General features: G+C 61.4%; 19 protein-coding genes. 13 read left to right on the top strand and 6 right to left on the bottom strand.

The genetic code is table 11. The annotated features are described in order from the left end of the window. Together PYR65_RS26310 and PYR65_RS26305 are read right to left on the bottom strand one after the other, a co-directional pair. Window positions 1-1,365: an aminotransferase family protein gene (locus PYR65_RS26310; protein ID WP_276122260.1), complete on the bottom strand. Its 1,365-nt coding sequence runs from the start codon at window positions 1,363-1,365 to the stop codon at window positions 1-3. A gap of 22 nt (window positions 1,366-1,387) precedes the next feature. After that, window positions 1,388-3,025 (bottom strand): N,N-dimethylformamidase beta subunit family domain-containing protein, encoded by a 1,638-nt coding sequence (locus tag PYR65_RS26305; protein WP_276122259.1) that lies wholly within the window; start codon window positions 3,023-3,025, stop codon window positions 1,388-1,390. 108 nt (window positions 3,026-3,133) lie between these two features. Between PYR65_RS26305 and PYR65_RS26300 the strand changes: the two genes are divergently transcribed. The 8 genes from PYR65_RS26300 (at window position 3,134) to PYR65_RS26265 (ending at window position 11,305) form a co-directional block, all read left to right on the top strand. Further along, entirely contained in the window at window positions 3,134-4,132 is a 999-nt protein-coding gene (locus tag PYR65_RS26300; protein WP_276122258.1) for a LysR family transcriptional regulator, read from the top strand. A 224-nt stretch (window positions 4,133-4,356) separates the two neighbouring features. After that, the gene (locus PYR65_RS26295; RefSeq protein ID WP_276122257.1) at window positions 4,357-5,076 is read left to right on the top strand and encodes a FadR/GntR family transcriptional regulator; all 720 of its coding nucleotides are present in this window, start codon (window positions 4,357-4,359) and stop codon (window positions 5,074-5,076) included. After that, window positions 5,073-6,245: a PLP-dependent transferase gene (locus tag PYR65_RS26290; protein ID WP_276122256.1), complete on the top strand. Its 1,173-nt coding sequence runs from the start codon at window positions 5,073-5,075 to the stop codon at window positions 6,243-6,245. Before PYR65_RS26295 ends, PYR65_RS26290 begins: the two co-directional genes overlap by 4 nt. Window positions 6,246-6,289: 44 nt before the next feature. Further along, the gene (locus tag PYR65_RS26285; protein ID WP_060637180.1) at window positions 6,290-7,549 is read left to right on the top strand and encodes an ABC transporter substrate-binding protein; all 1,260 of its coding nucleotides are present in this window, start codon (window positions 6,290-6,292) and stop codon (window positions 7,547-7,549) included. A gap of 223 nt (window positions 7,550-7,772) precedes the next feature. Next, window positions 7,773-8,714 (top strand): carbohydrate ABC transporter permease, encoded by a 942-nt coding sequence (locus tag PYR65_RS26280; protein ID WP_276122255.1) that lies wholly within the window; start codon window positions 7,773-7,775, stop codon window positions 8,712-8,714. A gap of 4 nt (window positions 8,715-8,718) precedes the next feature. Next, entirely contained in the window at window positions 8,719-9,552 is an 834-nt protein-coding gene (locus tag PYR65_RS26275) for a carbohydrate ABC transporter permease (RefSeq protein ID WP_060637178.1), read from the top strand. A 4-nt stretch (window positions 9,553-9,556) separates the two neighbouring features. Next, the gene (locus tag PYR65_RS26270; protein WP_276122254.1) at window positions 9,557-10,627 is read left to right on the top strand and encodes an ABC transporter ATP-binding protein; all 1,071 of its coding nucleotides are present in this window, start codon (window positions 9,557-9,559) and stop codon (window positions 10,625-10,627) included. A gap of 150 nt (window positions 10,628-10,777) precedes the next feature. Further along, window positions 10,778-11,305, top strand: a complete 528-nt coding sequence (locus PYR65_RS26265) for an isochorismatase family protein (RefSeq protein ID WP_276122359.1) — start codon at window positions 10,778-10,780, stop codon at window positions 11,303-11,305. A 36-nt stretch (window positions 11,306-11,341) separates the two neighbouring features. Here PYR65_RS26265 and PYR65_RS26260 read toward each other — a convergent pair whose 3' ends face one another. Together PYR65_RS26260 and PYR65_RS26255 are read right to left on the bottom strand one after the other, a co-directional pair. Then, the gene (locus PYR65_RS26260) at window positions 11,342-12,565 is read right to left on the bottom strand and encodes an adenylate/guanylate cyclase domain-containing protein (protein ID WP_276122253.1); all 1,224 of its coding nucleotides are present in this window, start codon (window positions 12,563-12,565) and stop codon (window positions 11,342-11,344) included. A 184-nt stretch (window positions 12,566-12,749) separates the two neighbouring features. Further along, the gene (locus tag PYR65_RS26255) at window positions 12,750-13,649 is read right to left on the bottom strand and encodes a LysR family transcriptional regulator (RefSeq protein WP_276122252.1); all 900 of its coding nucleotides are present in this window, start codon (window positions 13,647-13,649) and stop codon (window positions 12,750-12,752) included. Window positions 13,650-13,772: 123 nt separating this feature from the next. Here PYR65_RS26255 and PYR65_RS26250 point away from each other — a divergent pair, with 123 nt between their 5' ends. From PYR65_RS26250 to PYR65_RS26230, 5 genes are all read left to right on the top strand, one after another. Beyond that, window positions 13,773-14,513 (top strand): SDR family oxidoreductase, encoded by a 741-nt coding sequence (locus PYR65_RS26250; protein WP_276122251.1) that lies wholly within the window; start codon window positions 13,773-13,775, stop codon window positions 14,511-14,513. A gap of 116 nt (window positions 14,514-14,629) precedes the next feature. Then, entirely contained in the window at window positions 14,630-15,532 is a 903-nt protein-coding gene (locus PYR65_RS26245) for an SDR family oxidoreductase (RefSeq protein ID WP_276122250.1), read from the top strand. A 63-nt stretch (window positions 15,533-15,595) separates the two neighbouring features. After that, complete coding sequence (locus PYR65_RS26240) at window positions 15,596-16,099, top strand: DUF1097 domain-containing protein (RefSeq protein ID WP_276122249.1); 504 nt, start codon at window positions 15,596-15,598, stop codon at window positions 16,097-16,099. A 372-nt stretch (window positions 16,100-16,471) separates the two neighbouring features. Then, complete coding sequence (locus tag PYR65_RS26235) at window positions 16,472-17,623, top strand: efflux RND transporter periplasmic adaptor subunit (protein WP_060637172.1); 1,152 nt, start codon at window positions 16,472-16,474, stop codon at window positions 17,621-17,623. Continuing rightward, on the top strand, window positions 17,620-20,793 hold the full coding sequence (locus PYR65_RS26230; protein ID WP_276122248.1) for an efflux RND transporter permease subunit: 3,174 nt from the start codon (window positions 17,620-17,622) through the stop codon (window positions 20,791-20,793). The genes PYR65_RS26235 and PYR65_RS26230 overlap by 4 nt, the downstream gene beginning before the upstream one ends. A gap of 56 nt (window positions 20,794-20,849) precedes the next feature. Here PYR65_RS26230 and PYR65_RS26225 read toward each other — a convergent pair whose 3' ends face one another. Both PYR65_RS26225 and PYR65_RS26220 read right to left on the bottom strand, forming a co-directional pair. Then, window positions 20,850-21,254: a type II toxin-antitoxin system VapC family toxin gene (locus PYR65_RS26225; RefSeq protein ID WP_276122247.1), complete on the bottom strand. Its 405-nt coding sequence runs from the start codon at window positions 21,252-21,254 to the stop codon at window positions 20,850-20,852. Then, window positions 21,251-21,484 (bottom strand): AbrB/MazE/SpoVT family DNA-binding domain-containing protein, encoded by a 234-nt coding sequence (locus tag PYR65_RS26220; protein ID WP_276122246.1) that lies wholly within the window; start codon window positions 21,482-21,484, stop codon window positions 21,251-21,253. Before PYR65_RS26220 ends, PYR65_RS26225 begins: the two co-directional genes overlap by 4 nt. Between the last annotated feature and the right edge of the window lie 17 nt (window positions 21,485-21,501).

Genomic DNA, 21,501 nt, shown 5'->3' with positions numbered 1-21,501 from the left:
TCAGCCGTTCACTGGCAGGTCGAGTTCACGCGCCAGCTGTTCGAAACTATCGCCAAGGATCGAGACCATATCGCCGATTTCCTGAGCCGTGATGATCAGCGGCGGGGCCAAAATGAGATTGTCGGCCTCGTAGCCATCGCCGCGAATACGGCGCGAATAGAGGATGAGGCCTTTTTCATAGGCGATATCGAGCAGCCGCTGGTTGGTCGCCTGTGATTTGGGAAAGGATTTAAAGGTCACAGGATCGGCGACGAGATCGGCGCCGATCAACAGCCCCTTGCCGCGCACGCCGGCTATAAAGGGGAAGCGCCTGGAAAGCCCCTCCAGTTCGGATTTCAGCAGATCCCCCATCGCGGCCGCATTGGCTTCGACGCCAAGCCGTTCCATTTCTTCAAGCACAGCCAGACCGGCAGCGCAGGCCAGCGGATTGCCGGCATAGGTATAGCCATGCTGGAAGCCGCCCATGTCGAGCACCGGCTTGACCAGCTTCGACGAGGCCACCATGGCGCCAAGCGCGGCGTAGCCGGAGCCGATGCCCTTCGAGAGAGTGATGATGTCAGGCTTGCAGTTCCAGTGGTCGCCGCCGAGATAGCGGCCGGTGCGCGCCGCGCCGCTCATCACCTCGTCATGGATCAGCAGGATACCGTATTTGTCGCAGATTTCGCGGATGCGCGCGAAATAGCTATCGGGTGCGACAAGCGCTGCCGTTGCCGCCCCGCCGATCGGTTCCATGATGAAGGCGACGACGCTGTCAGGCCCTTCGGCAAGGATTTTCTCCTCCAGCATGTCGGCGTAACGCAGGCCGCGCTGTTCCATCGTCAGGTTGTCGCGGTCGCGGTAGGCTGTCGGCGCCGGAATGGCCGGCATCGGCTGGATCTGCGGCGCAAAGGTTTCAGTCAGCGCCAGGTCACCGGTCACGCCGAGCGCCCCCATCGTGCCGCCATGGTAGGACGGAAACCGGCAGATCACTTTCCAGCGCTTCGGCTGGCTGGTTGCCACTGCCCATTGCCGCGCCAGCTTGATTGCCGATTCCACCGCTTCCGAACCGCCGGAGACGAAAAAGATCCGGTCGAGATCGCCAGGCATCTTTCCAGCGAGCCGCCGGGCCAGCTCTTCGGCCGGCTCGTTTTCGAAATGCAGGCGGTAGGCAAAGCTCGTCTTTTCCATCTGCCGCTTCATGGCATCGATGACGTGGCGGTTGCCGTGGCCGATATTGCTGACCATCGGCCCGCTCGAGCCGTCGATGAAGCGGCGGCCGTCCTCAGTCCAGAAATAAATGCCCTCGGCGCGATCGACCAGCGGCCGGCGCAGGCGGGTCACGTAGAAGAGATGGGATGCGGGCCGCTCATTGGCTTGGATGGTCATGATGCTCTGCTCTTTGGTGAAATTATCGGTTGAGATAGCGGTTCAGCACATTGGCGGTGACGCGCTCGACCATGGCGTCCCGGCGCAGCAGGCCTGCCACCCATTCGCAGGTCCCGGCGTGGAAAACCTCGCCCTTGCCGCGCTTGAAGTTGACGATCATGCCGTTGCTGTAGCGAACCTTTTCCATGTTCTCGTCGCTCGCCTCGCCATAAAGCGTCTCGGCAATGAACCGCCCGTCCTCGTCGCCGAAAAACAGATCTTCGCGCGTCAGGATATCGCTTTCCTCGACCTGGCTCGCCATGCCCAGAGCCAGGATTTCCAGACCCTCCGGCGCGCCGCTGTCAGCTGCCGGATAAGGCAGGCCGTAGCGAATCTCATAGGCAAGACCATCGACTTCGTAGCCATAGATATGGCTGTCGGCGCCGAGCAGGTCGCCGTAGAACAGGCCGGTTCCGGCAAAGGCCCAGTGACGCGGCCGGTAGATCGGGAAACCGCGCACGCCGCGCGGCGCGCAGCCGCCCCAGCCGGAATAGACACCATTGGTGGCATTGAGCCCGAAAGTCAGTGCGCCGGGGCGGCCGATCTCCGGCGCTTCCCAGGAGTTTGTGGCGCGGGTGACATCGCCGCTTTGGTAGATCGGGTCTTCCGTGCGCGCGACATATTTGTAGCAGACCTGCCGCTGGCCCTCGTCTTCCAGCCGCGTCTGCCACATGAAATTGCCGGCAAAGCGCGCGACATGTCCGCCCTGATCGACATAGGCATCGACGGCATCGCGCATTTCCCAGGTCCAGTATTCGTCATGGCCGACGAAGACGACGCAGTCGTAATCATTGAGAATGCCGGGATTGTTGTGCAGTTCGTGCTGGCTGGCGAGATCGACGCCATAGCCCTCGCGCTCCGCCCAGCGGAAGAACTGGCTGTCATAGCTTGCCCAGCCGGACGAGGTGTATTTCTTCGAATAGCCGTTGGCGAAAGCCCATTCCATATGCGGATACCGCGGGATGGTGCCCGGCGGCAGGCTGACCTCCAGCGGCACGCGCGGCGCATCCGGCGGCAGCACGACAAAGCCGCGGCAGAGCGGCCGCTCGATGCTGACGGTGGTCGCATATTTGTCGCGGTTGGGGCCGGTAATGCCCTGATAATGGTTCGATCCGCCCCAGGTGTTATAGGCCGTCCAGGTGCCGGTGGCGGCAACCTGCAGGATGCGGCCGGGTTTCGGACCGGGTTTCGGCAGGACGATAATCATGTGGTGACATTGGATCGGCTTGCCGTCGCGCCCTTCAGCCGTCAGCGTGATGCGATAGGCGCCGGAAGGCCAGCTGTCATGGACCTGGAACGTGAAAGTGGGCTCCCAGCCGCAGCCGGTGACGGAGACCTGGTCCGGCGTTTCCTGCCAGACCGTTTCGATATTGTCGGTGCCATAAACGCTGATCTCGACGGCACCGTCGCGCACGATCTCCAAACGGCAGGAGGACGCAGTCGAGCTGATATGCAGGTCCACCATTGCGCCGGGCGTGTAGGCATAGGACCGCGTGTAGCACCAGATTTCACCACGGGCGCCGTCCATGCCCGGATATTCGTAATAGTGACCGCGAACGGCCTGGTGCCGCTCCTCTGGGGTCAATCCGAAATCGGGGAAAACTGGGTCTTGATCGGTCACGTCATGCCTCGCAGGGTCGTCGGTCCGCGATGATCAAACCACAATGGACTCCACCCGACAAATACATTAGGTGAAGGACCAGCATTCACCAAATGAATGAGGTGACCCATGCCCAGCCCAAGACGCCGTTTCGTCTGGGAGATCGACTGGAACCTCCTGCGCACCTTCACGGTGATCGTCGAGGAAAAGAGCCTGACGGCTGCGGGCAACCGGCTGTCGCTGAAGCAGCCGACTATCAGCAATGCGCTTCGCCGCCTCGAAGAGCATATGGCCTGCCGCCTGATCGACCGTTCGTCCAACCATTTCCGGACCACACCGGCCGGCGCGCGGCTCTATGCCGAATGCCAGACCATGTTCAACATCGTCAACGGCCTGCCGGATCTCGTGAAGGACGATCCGGACCTGGTGACCGGCCATGTGGAGATGGCGTTTGCCAGCCATATCGAATGCCCGTTCCTCGACCGGTTCCTGGCCGACTTCCACAGGACGTTTCCGCGTGTCAGTTTCTCCACCACGGTCTCTGCAAGCCAAACGGTGATCGAGAACGTCCTGTCCGGCGAAGCCTGCCTCGGCATCTGTCTTGCCCATGAAAAGCACCCGGAACTGGATTATACCGTGCTCTATCGCGAGCATTTCGGCTTTTTCTGCGCCCCCGGTCATCCGCTGTTCGGCAAGCGCGGGACGCAGACCGCCGATCTGGCTACGCTCGATTACGTGTCCTTCAAGACCGATCACCTCGGCGGCGCCCTCGCACCGGTCGCCCGGCTGCGGCAGCGGGAAAATTTCAGCGGCCAGGTGCTTGGTCTTTTCACCAATCTCGAAGAGGTCAAGCGGCTGATCAAAGTCGGGTTCGGCTTTGGGCCCTTGCCCATCCATGTGGTCGCGGCCGATATCGAAGCGCGGCAGCTCTGGCAATTGCCGCCCTACGAAAACCCGCCCGCCGCCGATGTCTACCTGGTCACCCGGCGGTTTGCGCGCGGCAGCCGCGCCGAAAATCTGCTGGTGGACAGACTGGTTGCGGCGATCGACGCGGTACCGCTGAGCGGCCGCACCTATCCTGCGGGGCTTGCGGATTCAGCGGCCGCGACACCCGCTGACATTCCCTGAATGAATGACAAGCTGGATTTCGCCGTTGCTCGCAGGAGGACGGCATCACCTGTATGGTGATCCCTTCTTCCTGTGTGCCCGCAGAGCGGATCACCCGTCCAACCGTGTCCCCTACTCTACGCAGCTTTCGCCAGCGCCGGATAAACGCGCTTGACGGCAGCGTCATGATTTGCACTATTGCTCAGATGTCAGACCAATTCTTGGTTTCAGCTGGAAAGCGGACGATGAAGCATTCGGATGCAAGAGCAGCGCTTGTCCCCCTGCCCCCGGCCGACCGGGCGCAGCAGGTGACGGCGGCGCTTGCCGATTACATCCAGCGCTCCAACCTTGTTCCGGGCGACCGCCTTCCGGCCGAGCGCGAGCTGATGAGTGCGCTTGCCGTCGGACGCTCGACCATCCGCGAAGTCATCCGCCATTTCCAGGCACTCGGCGTCGTCGAGGCCCGCAAGGGCAGCGGCACCTACCTGTTGAAGCCGATCTCCGGCACCACGATCCACATGCCGCTGTCGCTGGACACCACGCATCTGCGCGACGTGCTGTTGATGACCCTGCAGGTGCGCCGGGGCATCGAGGCGGAAGCCGGCATGGTTGCCGCCCGCGTCCGCACAGCGCAGGACGTCCGGATGATCGAGGAGAAGCTCAACGAGATGGAACGGGTGCATCTCTCCAAGGGCACATCCGGCCCGGAAGACCTTGCCTTCCATCTTGCCATTTACGACGCCACCCACAATCCACTGTTCAAGCAGCTGCTCGAACAGATGCGCGGCGCTTTCGAGCGTTTTTGGGAAAAGCCTTTCGACCGGCCGGACTTTGCCCGCCGCTCCTTTCCGTTCCACCGCACCCTCTTCAATGCGATCGCGGCCCAGGACCCTGAAGCCGCCCGCAGCGAAACACTGAAAATCCTCGCGATCGTCGAGGAAGACATCAAGGAAATGTCCAAATGAGCAACGGGTTCGATCCGTTCGAAGAAGCCTCCCTCATCGTCGCCCATGACGTGAGCAATGCCTATGACGCCGTCGTGCCACCGATCGTGCAGACGTCTCTGTTCACCTTCACCGATTATGACGACATGGTCGCCTCCTATCGCGGCGAAAAGGTCCGGCCGATCTACACGCGCGGTCTCAATCCCACGGTGCGGATTTTCGAGGACATGCTCGCGAAGCTCGAAGGCGCCGAAGACGCCATCGGCTTTGCCAGCGGCATGTCGGCCATCTCATCGACGGTGCTGTCCTTCGTTGAGCCCGGAGACCGCATCGTTGCCGTCAAGCATCTCTATCCCGATGCCTACCGCCTGTTTGGCACCTTCTTCAAGCGCATGGGCATCGAGGTGACCTATGTCGATGGCCGCGACGAGGAAGAGGTCGCCAAGGCGCTGCCCGGCGCAAAGTTTCTCTATCTCGAAAGCCCGACGAGCTGGGTCATGCAAACGCATGACGTCGCAGCCCTTGCAGCGCTCGCCAAGCGCCATGGCATCATCAGTGCCATCGACAACAGCTGGGCAAGCCCGGTCTTCCAGCAGCCGATCGCGCTCGGTGTCGATCTCGTCATCCATTCGGCCTCGAAATATCTTGGCGGCCATAGCGATGTCGTCGCCGGTGTCGTTGCGGGCTCCAAGGAGTTGATTGGCCGCATTCGCTCGGAAGCCTATCCCTATCTCGGCGGCAAGCTGTCGCCGTTCGATGCCTGGCTTTTGATCCGCGGCATGCGCACGCTGCCGATCCGCATGAAGGCGCATGAGCAATCGGCCGTCGAAATCGCCAAGCGCTTGCAGGCGCACGATGCGGTTGAGACGGTCTGCTATCCGGGTCTTGCCAATCAGCTGGCCCCCGGCCTTAAGGGCACGTCCGGCCTGTTCTCGTTCATCTTCAAGGACGGCGTCAATGTCCGCACCTTCTCCGATCACCTTGAGCTGTTCAAGCTCGGTGTCAGCTGGGGCGGCCACGAAAGCCTGATCGTACCGGGCGAAGTCGTCCTGTCGCAAAAAGCACAACCCAATTCCGCGGTCGCCTTCGGCATCAGCCCGCGGTCGGTAAGGCTCCATGTCGGCCTGGAGGGAACGGAGGCCCTCTGGAGCGATATCGAAGCGGCAATCACAGCCGCCTCGATAGGCTGACACGACAGCAAGCAAACCACTTGAACAATAAAAGGGAAACGAAAATGAGGAAACTGATTGCCGCGACCTTGGTCGCCACGCTGATGGCTGGCACAGCGCTCGCTGACACCAAGCTGAAACTGGTTGAAGTCATCACCAGCCCGGAACGCACCGAGACGCTGAAGTCGATCGTCGCCAAGTTCGAAGCCGCCAATCCCGGCACCACGGTCGAGATCATCTCGCTGCCCTGGGGCGAAGCCTTCCAGAAATTCGCCACGATGGTGTCGGCCGGTGAAATCCCGGATGTGATGGAAATGCCGGATACCTGGCTGTCGCTCTATGCCAATAACGGCATGCTCGAAAGCCTGGAGCCTTATCTCAAGACCTGGGACCAGACGCCGGAACTGACGGATCGCGCGCTGGAACTCGGCCGCGACGTCAAGGATACGGCGTACATGCTGCCCTACGGCTTCTATCTGCGGGCGATGTTCTACAACAAGAAGATCTTCGCCGAAGCCGGTGTCGATGGCCCGCCAAAGACGATGGACGACTTTGTCGCCGCCGCCGAGAAGATCAAGAAGCTGCCGGGCAAATATGCCTATTGCATGCGCGGCGGTCCGGGCGGCCTCAATGGCTGGATGATGATGGGCGCCACCATGGCGGGTGACAACACCTATTTCAATGCCGATGGCACATCCAAGTTCTCGGAGGAAGGCTGGGTCAAGGGCTTTACCTGGATGACCGACCTCTACAAGAACGGCTATGCGCCGAAGGATAGCGTCAACTGGGGCTTCAACGAAATCGTCGCCGGCTTCTACACCGGCACCTGCGCGATGCTCGACCAGGATCCGGACGCGCTGATCGCCATTGCCGAACGCATGGACGCCGCCGATTACGGCATCACGACCATGCCGAAGGGACCCTCCGGCAAGACCTTCCCGACCATCGGTTTTGCCGGCTGGTCGATGATGTCGGCCAGCGCCAACAAGGACCTGTCCTGGAAGCTGATCGCCACGCTCGAAGGCCCGGAAGGCAATATCGAGTGGAACAAGAAGATCGGCGCCCTGCCCGCGCTCAAATCAGCAGAGAAAGACCCCTTCTTTGCGACCGATCAGTTCAAGGGCTGGTTCGAGGAATTGGCCGACAAGGACGCGGTTCCGACGGTGATGCCGACTTACCTCGAAGAATTCGCTTTCTTCAAGGATTCCATGGCGATCAAGACCAGCCAGGAAGCCATGCTTGGCGATATCACGCCGGAAGAGATGGCCAAGCAATGGGCTGACTACATGACCAAGGCGCAACAAAAGTTCCTTGCGAAAAAGTAAGCCAAGGACTGTGCTGAGGCGTGCCCCTCCCCAACCCCTCCCCACAAGGGGGAGGGGCTCGGACACCGCACTGCCCAAAGCTTGAGGCGAGAGGTTTACCCCGAGTTTTCTCCCCCCTTGTGGGGGAGATGGCCGACAGGCCAGAGGGGGTGTCGCCTGCGAACAAGCGCGCGCCCTTGAATGCCGAACTCCGCGAACAGCTATGAAACGGAAATATCTGACGATGGCCTCACAAGCAGCAGCCCGCAATAGCGGCGCGCACAGGGATCAGCGGCCGCTGAAAAAGCGGCTTGCCGATGCTTCCGCGCCTTATCTCTATAGCGCGCCCGCGCTGATCCTAATCGTCACCGTCATGCTGGTGCCGCTGGTGCTCGGCATTTCCTATGCCTTCCGCGATATCCAGCTGCTCAATCCCTTTTCCGGCGGCTTTATCGGGCTCGATCATTTCCGCACGCTTTATGAAGACCAGAATTTCTACCGGGCCCTGAAGAACACCCTGTGGTGGACGGGCTGGTCGGTGCTCCTGCAATTCGTCTTCGGCCTGATCCTTGCGCTTTTGCTCGACAAGCCCTTCCATGGCCGCGCTATCGTCCAGGCTTTGGTCTTCCTGCCCTGGGCCGTTCCCAGTTTCCTGGCCGGCCTCAACTGGGCCTGGCTGTTCAATCCCGTCGTCGGCCCCATCCCGCATTGGCTGTTTGCGATGGGGCTCATGAGCGAGCCGTCCAATATTCTCTCCGATCCGCACCTCTCCATGTGGGGGCCGATCATTGCCAATGTCTGGTGGGGAATTCCCTTCTTCGCCATCACGCTTCTGGCAGCGCTGCAGGCAATCCCGCGTGACCTCTATGAAGCGGCCAGCATCGACGGCGCCGGTCCGGTGCAGCGCTTCGTCTCGATCACCTTGCCCTTCCTCGCCCCGACGATTGCCATCACCGTTCTCCTGCGCACCGTCTGGATCTCCAATTTTGCCGATCTCATCATCGTCATGACCAATGGCGGCCCGGCCGACCGCAGCCAGATCGTCGCCAGCTATATCTTCACGCAAGCCTTCAAGCGGCTGGATTTCGGCTATGCCTCAGCCATCGCGCTGGTGCTGCTTGTGCTGCTGATCACCTATTCGATGCTGATCGTGATCCTGCGGCAGTGGCTCCTGAGCAAGGATTGAGATCATGACCGGCACACGCATCCTCTCCGTTCTCGCGCATCGTCTGGCCATTCTCGCCTATGTCGTCTTCGCGCTGTTCCCGCTCTACTGGCTCCTCAAAGTCTCGGTCACGCCCAACAAGCTGCTCTATTCCGAAGGCATCCGGATGTGGCCGTCGCGGACAAGTTTCGAGCATTTCGATTTCGTGCTGAAACACAGCGAATTCCCGACCTTCTTCAAGAACAGCCTGATCGTTTCCGGCTCCACCGCGATCATCGTCACGATACTCGCTTCGCTGGCCGGCTATGCCATGTCGCGCTTCAATTTCCGCGGCAAATACTGGATCGTGACGCTGATGCTGCTTACGCAGATGTTCCCGCTGGTCATGCTGGTGGCACCCATCTTCAAGATCCTCTCGCCGCTCGGCCTTACCAACAGCCTGACCGGCCTCGTCATCGTCTACACCGCCTTCAACGTGCCGTTCGCGACGTTCCTGATGCAGTCCTTCTTCGACGGCATCCCGAAGGATCTAGAAGAGGCCGCGATGATCGACGGCGCCACCCAGTTCGTTGCCTTCCGCCAGATCATCCTGCCGCTGACGCTGCCGGGTATCGCCGCAACCCTCGGCTTCGTCTTCACGGCCGCCTGGAGCGAACTCCTGTTCTCGCTGATGCTGATCTCCGGCAATGATGCGGCGACCTTCCCCGTCGGGCTCTTGTCCTTCGTTTCCAAATTCTCGGTCGATTTCGGACAGATGATGGCGGCGGGCGTCATGGCGCTCATCCCGGCCTGCCTGTTCTTTCTGTTGATCCAACGTTACCTCGTGCAGGGCCTGACGGCCGGCGCCGTGAAAGGCTGATCCCATGGCATCCATCGATATCGCCGCTATCCGCAAGTCCTATGGCATCCACCCGGTGCTGCATGGTGTCGATCTTGAGATCAAGGACGGCGAGTTCGTCGTTCTGGTCGGCCCGTCTGGCTGCGGCAAGTCCACGCTGCTGCGGATGATCGCCGGTCTGGAAGCGGTCACGTCAGGCGAGATCCGTATCGACGGCAAGCGCGTCAACGACCTTGCCCCGAAGGACCGCGACATCGCCATGGTGTTCCAGTCCTACGCGCTCTATCCGCATATGAGCGTGGCGAAAAACATGAGCTACAGCCTGCGCCTCAGAAAAACCGCCAAGGAAAAGATCGCCTCCGTGGTTGCCGGTGCTGCCAGCAAGCTGGGGCTCGACCCTTTGATGGAACGGCGCCCGAAAGCTCTGTCCGGCGGCCAGCGCCAGCGCGTCGCCATGGGCCGCGCCATCGTGCGCGAGCCGAAGGCCTTCCTGTTCGACGAACCTCTGTCCAATCTCGATGCCCGCCTGCGCGAGCAGATGCGCGCCGAGATCAAGAAGCTGCACCAGGACCTCGGCGCGACCTCGATCTACGTTACCCACGACCAGATCGAAGCCATGACGCTCGCCGACCGGATCGTCGCCATGCATGGCGGCATCATCCAGCAGGTCGGCAGCCCGCTCGAACTCTATGACAACCCCGCCAACCTCTTCGTCGCCGGCTTCATCGGCTCGCCGGGCATGAATTTCTTCGAAGGCCGGTACATGGCGGCCGGCGAGACCGCAAACTTCGCCCTGACCGGCGGCATCGTCTTGCCGCTCAGTGGCACCGCCAATCTCGAAGATGGCAGCCGCGCCACCCTCGGCATCCGGCCGGAACATGTCGTTCTCGGCGCCGAGGGCCCGGATGTGCTTGCAGCGACCGTCGATCTGGTCGAGCCGACCGGCTTCGGCATTATCGTCCACCTGAAACTCGGCCCCGTCGCCTTCAAGGCCTTCACGCTCGACCGCCGTTTCCTTGGCATGCACAGCGAGGTCAATGTCAGGCTACCGGTGACAAACCTACATTTCTTCAACGAGGCTGGTCAGAAGGTCTGATTTCATAGGGTACAGCGGTGGCTTGCGGTTTTGACATTGACCGGCAATTCAGTAATTTCCACATAAGCAAGCGTTTGTGAGAGAGGTTCGGCCAAAAAGACTTTATTTGGAGTAGCCTTGCAGCAGGCGGAAGCACTTCTAATCGTTGATATGCAGGCAGCATTCGTCACTGGCAATGCAGCCGTTCCAGGACATGCCGCGTTGGTTGAAGCGGTCCAAACCGCGATCGATGCCGCGCGCGCTGCAACAGCCCCCGTCATCTTCCTGCAAAATGACGGTACACCCGGCACGGTGGATGCGCCGCATCAACCGGGCTGGGAATTGCACTTTCCGCCACGGGCACATGAAATCGTCGTCAGAAAAACCATGGACGATGGCTTCGAACAAACCGGACTGGACGATATCCTCACCGGGCTTGGTATTCGGACCCTGGCGCTTTGCGGCGTCCTCTCGGAGATGTGCGTGGCCGCGACGGCTCGGGGCGCGATGCAGCGCGGCTATGGTGTCATCCTGCCGCATGACGGTCACGCAACCTATGACGTCCCGCCCGGCCCCGGCGGTTCTGGACTGGTTCCAGCCGCCATGGCCGCACGATCGGCAGAATGGTCGCTCGGCGACGAGATCATCGTCGTCGCCTCGGTCGCGGATATCCGTTTCTCCATCCCAGAAAAAAGATAGCGCCGAGTACCGCAAAGACGCTGCCGCCGGCGCGGCCTATTCGACCGCGGGAGATTCCACCGGCATCAGGGTAAACAGTTCCTGCGCACGCTTGACGCCGCGCAGTGCATAGCGGCCGATCGATACCACTTCCGAATTGCGCGGCGGTGGTGCGGCAGCCACGAATTGCGACGACATGATCACGCTGCGATCGACGAAGCGGCACATGGAGGCGATGCGGCTGACCTCGTTGACGGCCGGGCCGATCACCGTGAAATCCAGCCGGTCGCTCGAGCCGATATTGCCATAGAAGACATCGCCGATATGCAGCCCGAGATAGACCTCGGTGACGGGCCGCCCTTCCAGCAGACGCAGCTCGTTCAGGCCTTTCAGCTTGGCGCGCAGGTTCTGTTCGGCCAGCAGCGCCCGGCCGCAGGCGTCCTCGCGTTCCTCCGCCTTGAAGATCGCCAGCGTGCCGTCGCCGATCAGTTTCAGCACATTTCCGCCGGCCTCGTGAATGGAGGAGATTACCGCATCGGCATAATCATTGAGAAAGGGGATGATCTCGTCGGGCGGCAGGTTGTCGGAAATGCGCGTGTAGTTCTGCAGGTCGGAGAACCATAAAACGGCAGAAATCCGCTCGGCCTTGCCGCGTGAAATGCGGCCTTCGAGCACCTGCTTTGCCGCATCTTCGCCGAGATAGACTTCGGCAATGGTGCGTGAAATACGGGTGAGCGATCCCGATTTGATCGCCAGCGCCAGCACCGGAACCAGCTGCCGCAGCGCTGCGAGGTCCTCGTCGCGAAATCCCTCTTCATCCGTGGTGGTCCAGTGCGAATAGAAACAGTCCATATCGCCGATATGGCTTTCCTGGGCAAAGCGATGGATCATCGCGATATAGTCTTTGTGCCCAGCCGCCAGCATCACATCCAGCATGTAGAAATCGGCGGGATCGCCGAAGCCAAGCCGCCGGCGGAGCTCATTCTGATTGTTTTCACGTAAGTGAAAGAACGCGGATCGCTCCCAGTTATCGGCTGAAACGCCTTCATTGGTGGGGCCATATTCGAACGCCGTTTTCACCGGCTCCTGGCTGTCCCACTGGAAGGCCCGCCCTTCATAGACCGGGTGCAGCGTATCGATCAGCGCCAGACCACGATCGAGCCGCATGCCTGCCTCGCGAACGCGCTGGCAGAAGCCGTTGACGATGTCCATTTCGTCGGTGCCCTTCAGGCCCTGCGTCGTCAACCAGGCGGAAATCTCGCTGATATCGTTGGCGTTCATATCGATTTCCCTGATTCCTGCCCACATTCACACGTCTATCGCATAACCGATCGATCCGGAATCGAATTCAGAAACGGGGCCGGTCTACCGGCCATACGGGGAGATATGTGAGGGGGAGCCTCGTGACGTTGCCGCCCCATGTGGGGAAGCTGCAGCCGGACGGCAAGGCTAAACAAGTGTCTTTTTACATATCGTCCTGGCGTGTGACAAATTCGCGCGAGAGCCAATCGATGAAGACGCGCACGCGCGGCGAGAGCTGACGGCTGCGGGGGTAAAGCAGCGACACAGGCGTGCGGGTCGGCGGATTGTCGGGAAGGACGGCGACGAGCGTGCCCTGCCTCAAATCCTCCTCCAGCGAGTAGCGCGGCGCCTGCATGATGCCGAGCCCCAGCCGTGCCGCCGCCGCCAGCGTATCGGCACCGTTGACGGACACCGTGGACGGCAGCGAAACGGTGCGGACAGTGCCATCCACGGTAAACTCCAGCGGCAGCAGGCCGCCGATCGCCGTCGACCAGAAGCCGACCATCTGGTGGCCACCCAGATCGTCTATACTCTGCGGCAGGCCAAAGCGGGCGATATAGGCCGGCGAGACGCAGGTCACCTCTTCCAGAAGGGCGACGCGCCGGGCGATCATGTCGCTATCCTGCAGGTCGCCGACCCGCAGCACGCAATCGATCCCCTCGCGGATGAGATCGACCAGCCTGTCGCCTTCGCTCATATAGATCTGGATGTCCGGAAATTCCTGCAGGAACGCCGGCAATCCGGGTAGGACGAAATGCCGGGCGAGCTTGCCATGCACATCGACGCGCAACAGGCCCTTCGGCTTGGCCCCTGCAAAGGCGCCCTCCGCATCCTCGATATCGGAGAGAATGGTCAGACAGCGGCGATAATAGGCTTCGCCATCGAGCGTCGGGCTGACATGGCGGGTGGTGCGCTGGAGAAGGCGGACGCCGAGACGCGCTTCCAGCTGCTTGACCGCGTCGGTCACGGTCGAGCGCGGCAGGCCGGTGTCTTCGGCTGCCAGTGTGAAACTGCGCCGCTCCACCACGCGCGAAAACACCCGCATCGCTTCAAATCTGTCCATCGCGGATTGTTCGCCAATTTCGAATAGTGATGCCGAATAATGGCTAATTATCCGCCGAATGAAAAGCGGCATCTTCTCCTCATCGAAAACGCGCTGTGGCGTGGTTAACCAAGGAGAAAGACAATGCCGGATAACAGCAACAGGATCGCCATCGTCACCGGCGCCTCGCGCGGCATCGGCGCAGCCATTGCCGAACGTCTCGCCGCGGATGGTTTCACCGTCGTCCTCAACTATTCGGGCGATGCCGCACCCGCTGAAGTCCTGGCGCGGAAAATCGAAGACCGCGGCGGCCGCGCACTGACCGCAAAGGCCGATGTCAGCGACGCGGAAGCGGTCCGCCAGATGTTCGACGCCACGCAAACAGCCTTTGGCGGTGTCGATGTGCTCGTCAACAACGCCGGCATCATGACGCTTTCATCGCTCGCCGACAGCAGCGACGCCCTGTTCGACCGCCAAATCGCCGTCAACCTCAAGGGCACGTTCAACACGCTGCGGGAAGCGGCAAGACGCCTGCGCGACGGCGGCCGGATCGTCAATTTCTCGACCAGCGTCGTCGGTCTGAAGCTTGAGAACTACGGCGTCTATGCCGCCACCAAGGCCGCCGTCGAAACGCTGACCGCGATCCTGTCGAAGGAGCTGCGCGGCCGCTCGATCACGGTCAATGCGGTGGCCCCCGGCCCAACAGCCACCGATCTCTTTCTCAACGGCAAGAGCGAAGAGCTGATCGCCCGCATGGCGAAGATGAACCCGCTGGAACGCCTTGGCACGCCAGAGGATATCGCCTCCGCCGTCGCCTTCCTTACCGGTCCCGATGGCGCCTGGATCAACGGCCAGGTCCTGCGCGCCAATGGCGGCATGGTCTGAGCGTCAACCGAGCCTCCCCCGGGAGCGTCGCGCTTTGATCCGCGCCTCCCCATTCGCCGTCGAAGACCAAGAGATCAACGGCCCAGACCCACCTATTTTTCGGAAGGAACAGGACCATGAGCAAGCACATCATCGTCATCACCGGCGCTTCCAGCGGCTTTGGTGCCATGGCTGCCCGGGCGCTCGCAACAGCAGGCCATACGGTTTATGCCGGCATGCGCGCCACCGGAACCCGCAATGCCAAAGCCGTTGCCGATGCGGCGGCCTTTGCCACTGAGCACGGTGTCGATCTGCGCTCCGTCGAACTTGACGTCACCGCCGATGCCTCCGTCGAGGAAGGGATCGCTGAAATCATCGCGGATGCCGGCCGTCTCGACGTCGTCATCCACAATGCCGGCCATATGTCCTTCGGTCCCGCCGAAGCCTTCACGCCGGAACAGTTTGCCGAACTCTATGACATCAACGTCCTGTCCACCCAGCGGATCAACCGCGCGGCACTCCCGCATATGCGCAAGCGGGGCCAGGGCCTGGTCGTCTGGGTCTCGTCCTCTTCCACACGCGGCGGCACACCACCGTATCTGGCCCCCTACTTTGCCGCAAAGGCTGCAATGGATTCGCTCGCCGTCTCCTATGCGGCGGAGCTTACCCGCTGGGGCATCGAAACATCGATCGTCGTGCCCGGCGCTTTTACCAAAGGCACCAACCATTTCGCCCATTCCGGCTCGCCGGCTGACGAAGCCCGTGCTGCCGAATATAACGGCGGCCCTTACAAGGGCGTGGCAGAAAAGGCGTTGCAAGGTCTCGCAGCTCTGGAGCCTGCCGATGCCGATCCGGCTTCCGTTGCTGAGGCCATTGTCGATATCGTCAACAGGCCCTTCGGCACGCGCCCATTCCGCGTCCATATCGATCCATCGCAGGATGGTGCCGAAATCGTCAACGGCGTTGCCGACCGCGTCAGGGCTGAAATGTTCCGCAATATCGGCCTGGCCGATCTCCTGACACCTGCCGGTAACGGCTGAACCGCAATGGGCCAGTTCCGTGTCGAACCGGCATTGGCACCAAACATCTCAAAGGAGAAGACAATGACCTCCGATATCAAGGCGCCCCCCGGCCCGGCATCTCTACGCTTCACCGTCCTGACGCTTGCAGCCGCTCTGACCGCAGCCATCGCCGCAACCACCTCCGCCAGCCTCGGCTGGCCGGTCTGGGCGATGTTCATGGGCTGGGTCGCGTTCTTTACCCGCGGCCATTCCGGCAAGGACGCGCTCTACAGCTACCTGTGCCTTGCCATCGGCATCGCAATCGGAACCGGGGCCGCCCTTGCCGTCGGCGCATTATTGCCGCTGATCGGGCCGTTCGCCTTCGGCGCCATCGTCTTTGTCGTGGCTGTTATCGTCGTCTCGCTGCGGGCGGCGGCCCCCATCAACAACATTCCAGCCTATTTCCTTGGCTTGATCACTTTCTTCGCCGCCCATCTCGAGCCGGGCATCCTTGCCTTTTCAGAGCTTGCCGCCGTCAGCGGGCTCGGCTCCTTCGCCGGCTGGACCGCCCATAAGCTCCAAGCGAAAATCGCCCGGACAGATTAGCGGGGAATGAAAATACGGATATCCGGGTGTGGCTTGTCGCATGACGAAAGACACAAAGCCTGAAAAGCCACCCCGTTTTCCGATCGTGTCTTTTCCGTGATGACACGCGGTGCGAATGATGTAAGCTACAGATGAAATAGCATTGCCTGTTTGACAGGGCTGTGGCGTCAAAGCCGGGGGCAGCCAACGGGCAAAGCATCTACCGATTTGAAATATCTGCTGATTTTGAACGAACCGCGACTTGGTCATACCCGTGCCCAGACTGCCCGAAATCACGTTAAGTCCGGCAAGGCTGACCACTCAAAAACGTCGTGAACTGACCCGTGCACCCGTGCGGGGAAACGTGTTTCATGCGCTTCAGGGGGCTTATCAATGCTACGATACTGGCTTGTTCCGGCAATACTGCTTTTCTCCACGACCCTGACCGCAGGCCCCTCCTTCGCACAGGAACAACAAAAAGCCCCGGTCACCGTGGCCAAACCGGTTGTGCGCGATGTCGTCGATAGTGACGAGTTCATCGGCCGCTTTGAAGCCGTCGATGAGGTCACCCTGCGCTCGCGGGTCGGCGGTTATCTCGATCAGGTCAATTTCAAGGACGGCGCGATGGTGAAGAAGGGCGATCCGCTTTTCGTCATCGACCAGCGCCCCTTCAAGACCGCACTTGATGTCGCGACATCGGCGCAGGAAGTGGCAAAATCAACGCTGACCTTCGCGGAATCGGAATTCAACCGTACCGAAGCCCTGGTGCAGAAAGGCACGCTTTCGATCTCCACCCTCGATGACCGCCGCCGCGAGCTGCAGTCCGGCCAGGCCAATCTGCGCGGCGCCGAGGCAAGTCTCGCCCGCGCCAAGCTCGACATGGAATATACCACGATCGTCGCCCCGCTTGGCGGCCGCATCGACCGGCGGTTGATCTCCGTCGGCAACCTGGTGCAGGCCGACCAGACCGCCTTGACGACGATCGTGTCGCTCGATCCGATCGACTTCTACTTCGATGTCGACGAACGCCGGCTGTTGAACTATGCCCGTGTCGCCCGCGAACATGGCAGCGACCTGCAGGAAGGCGGCGGCGCGCTGGAGGTCTCCGTGACCATCGCCGACCGCACCGAAAAACCCTTCAAGGGCAAACTGGATTTCGCCGAAAACCGCGTCGATCAGGAAACCGGCACGATGCGGGTGCGCGCCCGTTTCGACAATCCGCAATTCGTGCTGCAGCCTGGCCTGTTCGGCCGCGTCGAGGTCAATGCCTCCAATACCTACAAGGGCATTCTCGTGCCCGATGAAGCCGTCGGTTCCGACCAGGATCAGCGCGTCGTCTATGTCGTTGCCGAGGATGGCAGCTTCACCACCAAACCCGTTCGCATCGGACCGAAACTCTACGGTTACCGGGTCATCCGCGAAGGCATGACCGGCGACGAGACCATCGTCGTCAACGGCCTGATGCGCCTGAGACCAGGCGTGATCGTCGATCCGAAACTGGTTGTCCTGCCGCCGGAAGCAGTGGCTGTGGAGAACGGCCAATGAGATTTGCCCATTTCTTCGTGGACAGGCCGATCTTCGCATCGGTCCTGTCGATCGTGCTCCTGATCGTCGGCGGCATCGCCTATTTTCAGCTGCCGATCGCCCAATATCCGGAGATCGCCCCGCCGACCATCGTCATCCGCACCGCCTATCCCGGCGCCGATGCCGAGACCATCGCCGATACGGTCTCCACCCCGCTGGAACAGGAGATCAACGGCGTCGAGGACATGCTCTACATGTCCTCCTATTCGACAGCGGACGGTTCGATGGCGCTCACCGTCACCTTCAAGCTCGGCACCGATCTCGACAAGGCGCAGGTGCTGGTGCAGAACCGCGTCTCGATCGCCGAGCCGCGCCTGCCGGAAGAGGTCCGCCGCATCGGGGTGACCACGGCGAAAAGCTCGCCCGACCTGATGATGGTCGTCCATCTCATCTCGCCGAATGACCGCTACGACCAGCTCTATGTCTCCAACTATGCCCGCAGCCGCGCTCGCGATCAGCTGGTGAGGCTGGAAGGCGTGGGTGACGTTATCCTGTTCGGCGAACGCGAATATGCGCTGCGCATCTGGCTCGATCCGGAAAAGCTTGCCTCCTACGGCATGACCTCCGGCGATGTCGTGCAGTCGTTGCGCGATCAGAACGTCCAGGTGTCCGGCGGCTCGATTGGCGGGCCGCCGAACGCGGGCACCAATGCCTTCCAGTATACGGTCACCACCGAGGGCCGCTTCAGCGATGCCCGGCAGTTCCGCTATGTCATCGTCAAATCGACGGCGAGCGGACGTCTCGTGCAGTTGCAGGATGTCGCCCGCATCGAGCTTGGCGCCAAGGACTACGTCACCAACAGTTACCTGAACGGCAAGGCCGCCGTCGCCATGGGCATCTTCTCGCGCCCTGGCACCAATGCCCTGGAAGCTGCCGAACAGATCAAGGGCACGATGGAAACCCTGAAGAAGGATTTCCCGCCCGGCCTCGAATATACCATCGTCTACAATCCGACGGAGTTCATCTCCGAATCCATCAACGAGGTCTACAAGACCATCCTCGAAGCGGCCATTCTGGTCGCCATCGTCGTGCTGATCTTCCTGCAGTCCTGGCGCACCGCGCTGATCCCGATCGTCGCCATCCCGGTGTCGCTGATCGGAACTTTCGCGCTGTTGCTGGCCTTCGGCTTCTCGCTCAATATGCTGACCTTGTTCGGGCTGGTTCTGGCAATCGGCATCGTCGTGGATGACGCCATCGTCGTGGTGGAGAATGTCGAGCGAAATCTCTCCAAGGGAATGACGCCCAAACAGGCGGCGCATGTGACGATGGACGAGGTCGGCACCGCCGTCATCGCCATCTCGCTGGTGCTGATCGCGGTCTTCGTACCGACTGCGTTCATCCCCGGCATTTCCGGGCAGTTCTACCTGCAATTCGCGGTGACGATTTCCGTGGCAACGGCGATTTCCGCCCTGAATTCGCTGACACTGTCGCCCGCTCTTGCCGCCTTGATCCTGCGTCCGCATCAGGACCACCACGAAACCCGCAATCCTTTGACCCGCGTCACCAGAGGCCTTGCCAATGGTTTCAACTCTGGTTTCGACCGGATGACCCGGGGCTATTCCTGGGTTGTCCATCATCTGGTCTCGACGCGGATCGCGCTCGGCGCCAGCCTGATCGTGTTTTTCGGATTGCTGGCGGCGACCTGGTACATGGCGCAGATCGTGCCGCGCGGCTTCGTGCCGACGATGGACCAGGGCTATGCGATCGTCGTCGTGCAATTGCCCGAAGGCGCCTCGCTTGCCCGCACCGACGCCGTCATCCAGCGCGCGTCCGACATGATCCTCAAGGTGCCGGGTGTCAAGAACGCCGTCGCCTTCTCCGGTTTCAACGGCGCGACCTTTACCAATGCGTCCAATTCCGGCGTGGTCTTTGCCGCCTTCGACACGTTCGAGGAACGCCTGAAACACGGCTATAGCGCCAACCAGATAATCGGCCAGCTCTACGGTTCGATGCAGAGCATCGAGGAAGCCTTCATCATCGCCGTGCCGCCGCCATCCATTCGCGGTATCGGCAATTCCGGCGGCTTCAAGATGCAGATCGTCGATCGTGAAAGCTCCGACATGCGCCGGGCCCTGGGCCTTGCCTATCAGATGATGGGTGCCGCCAACCAGACGGAGGGGCTGACCGGTGTCTTCACCACCTTCTCCGCATCCAGCCCGCAATATTTCCTGGCGATCGACCGCGACAAGGCGCGGGCGCTGAGCGTGCCGATCCCCAATATCTTCGAGACCCTGTCGATCAACCTCGGCACGTCCTATGTCAACGACTTCAATGCTTTCGGGCGCGTCTATCAGGTGCGGGCGCAGGCCGATCAGCAATATAGGCTGGACCGGGAAGACATTCTCGCCCTGAAGGTGCGCTCCGCCACCGGCGCGCTGGTGCCGCTCGGAACGCTTGTCGATATCCGCGATACCACAGGCCCTGCGCTCGTCCAGCGCTACAATATGTATGTGTCTGTCCCGATCCAGGGCAATCCGGCACCCGGCATCTCGACCGGCGCGGCCCTCGACAAGATGGAGGGACTGGCCGCCCAGATCCTGCCGCCTGGCACCTCGTTCGAATGGACGGACCTTGCCTTCCAGGAGCGCAATACCGGCAATACGGCGATCTTCATCTTCGCCCTCTCGGTGATCTTCGTGTTCCTGGCGCTATCGGCCCAATATGAAAGCTGGATATTGCCGCTGGCGATCATCCTCGTCGTGCCGATGGCCGTGCTTGCCGCTCTGATCGGCGTTCATCTGCGCGGCCAGGACAACAATATCTTGACCCAGATCGGACTGATCGTGCTGATCGGCCTTGCGGCCAAGAATGCGATCCTGATCGTCGAGTTTGCGCGGCAAGCGCAGGATGAGGGCATGAACCCGGTCAATGCCGCCATCGAGGCCAGCCGCCTGCGCCTGCGGCCTATCCTGATGACCGCCTTCGCCTTCATTCTCGGCGTTGTACCGCTGATGATCGCCACAGGCCCCGGCGCCGAAATGCGCCAGTCTCTCGGCACCGCCGTGTTTTCCGGCATGCTGGGCGTGACTATCCTCGGCCTGTTCCTCACCCCGGTCTTCTATGTCGCGCTGCGCTCGTTTGGCTACAGGCCAAAGGAAAAACCGATCCCGCCGGAAGCGGGGATGATTTGAGGAATGACGGGCCGGGCAGCATTTGCCCGGCTTTTTCTTTCAGTGCGTGCCCTGCCCTACCGGTCAGGCGTAATCAGCGCCACGGTCGGAAAATATGTCCTGTAGCGCGCCCTATCCCGCGTCAAAAGCGCCAGCCGCTCAACGGCCGCATGCGCGCCGATGAAGAAATCCGGCAGGACGCCGGCGCGCGAACCGCCCGCCTTGCGGTATGTCTTAAAGACTTTTCCGGCCAGGAACAATGCCGCGCGCGGCATTGACGCAATCTCGATCCCGGCTTCGGTTAAAAACGCCTCCAGCCTTTCGATCCGCTCGTAGCGCACCGCCAGTTCGGCATAGACGACATCATTGATCAGCAGCGGACCGCGCAGGGCAGCGGCTTCCAGCTGATCGATCGACCAGTCCGACCAGTTGGGGTCGTCCGTCACCACATCGAGCAGAATATTGGTATCGATCAGCGTCACTCGTCACCGCGCGTCAGCGCCATGATGGCATCGGTGCTCAACCCCTTGCCCGCATGGCCGCGCAGCTTGCTGAAGCGGCTGGCAGGGCGTTTTTCGTCGGCGCGCGTCAGGACGACGCTGCCGTCAGGGCCGCGCTGAAAATCCACCCGCGTTCCCGGCACGATGCCGAGAAAATCACGCACCGGCTTGGGAATGGTCACCTGCCCCTTCGTCGTCACTGTCGCGCTCATGCTGCACCTCGGTAAGG

This window comes from Pararhizobium qamdonense, from assembly GCF_029277445.1.
Taxonomy (GTDB): Bacteria; Pseudomonadota; Alphaproteobacteria; order Rhizobiales; family Rhizobiaceae; genus Pararhizobium; species Pararhizobium qamdonense.
The sequence above is the reverse complement of the archived record's forward strand: the minus strand, read 5'-3'. Positions and strand labels throughout refer to the sequence as shown.

Excerpts from the sequence above, each read along its gene's own strand:
- PYR65_RS26220 (WP_276122246.1), bottom strand. The coding sequence starts at position 21,484 with ATGAGCGCGACAGTGACGACGAAGGGGCAGGTGACCATTCCCAAGCCG.
- PYR65_RS26250 (WP_276122251.1), top strand. The coding sequence starts at position 13,773 with ATGCCGGATAACAGCAACAGGATCGCCATCGTCACCGGCGCCTCGCGC.
- PYR65_RS26280 (WP_276122255.1), top strand. The coding sequence starts at position 7,773 with ATGGCCTCACAAGCAGCAGCCCGCAATAGCGGCGCGCACAGGGATCAG.
- PYR65_RS26245 (WP_276122250.1), top strand. The coding sequence starts at position 14,630 with ATGAGCAAGCACATCATCGTCATCACCGGCGCTTCCAGCGGCTTTGGT.
- PYR65_RS26285 (WP_060637180.1), top strand. The coding sequence starts at position 6,290 with ATGAGGAAACTGATTGCCGCGACCTTGGTCGCCACGCTGATGGCTGGC.
- PYR65_RS26300 (WP_276122258.1), top strand. The coding sequence starts at position 3,134 with ATGCCCAGCCCAAGACGCCGTTTCGTCTGGGAGATCGACTGGAACCTC.
- PYR65_RS26265 (WP_276122359.1), top strand. The coding sequence starts at position 10,778 with ATGCAGGCAGCATTCGTCACTGGCAATGCAGCCGTTCCAGGACATGCC.
- PYR65_RS26275 (WP_060637178.1), top strand. The coding sequence starts at position 8,719 with ATGACCGGCACACGCATCCTCTCCGTTCTCGCGCATCGTCTGGCCATT.
- PYR65_RS26230 (WP_276122248.1), top strand. The coding sequence starts at position 17,620 with ATGAGATTTGCCCATTTCTTCGTGGACAGGCCGATCTTCGCATCGGTC.
- PYR65_RS26310 (WP_276122260.1), bottom strand. The coding sequence starts at position 1,365 with ATGACCATCCAAGCCAATGAGCGGCCCGCATCCCATCTCTTCTACGTG.
- PYR65_RS26235 (WP_060637172.1), top strand. The coding sequence starts at position 16,472 with ATGCTACGATACTGGCTTGTTCCGGCAATACTGCTTTTCTCCACGACC.
- PYR65_RS26270 (WP_276122254.1), top strand. The coding sequence starts at position 9,557 with ATGGCATCCATCGATATCGCCGCTATCCGCAAGTCCTATGGCATCCAC.
- PYR65_RS26260 (WP_276122253.1), bottom strand. The coding sequence starts at position 12,565 with ATGAACGCCAACGATATCAGCGAGATTTCCGCCTGGTTGACGACGCAG.
- PYR65_RS26295 (WP_276122257.1), top strand. The coding sequence starts at position 4,357 with ATGAAGCATTCGGATGCAAGAGCAGCGCTTGTCCCCCTGCCCCCGGCC.
- PYR65_RS26290 (WP_276122256.1), top strand. The coding sequence starts at position 5,073 with ATGAGCAACGGGTTCGATCCGTTCGAAGAAGCCTCCCTCATCGTCGCC.
- PYR65_RS26255 (WP_276122252.1), bottom strand. The coding sequence starts at position 13,649 with ATGGACAGATTTGAAGCGATGCGGGTGTTTTCGCGCGTGGTGGAGCGG.
- PYR65_RS26240 (WP_276122249.1), top strand. The coding sequence starts at position 15,596 with ATGACCTCCGATATCAAGGCGCCCCCCGGCCCGGCATCTCTACGCTTC.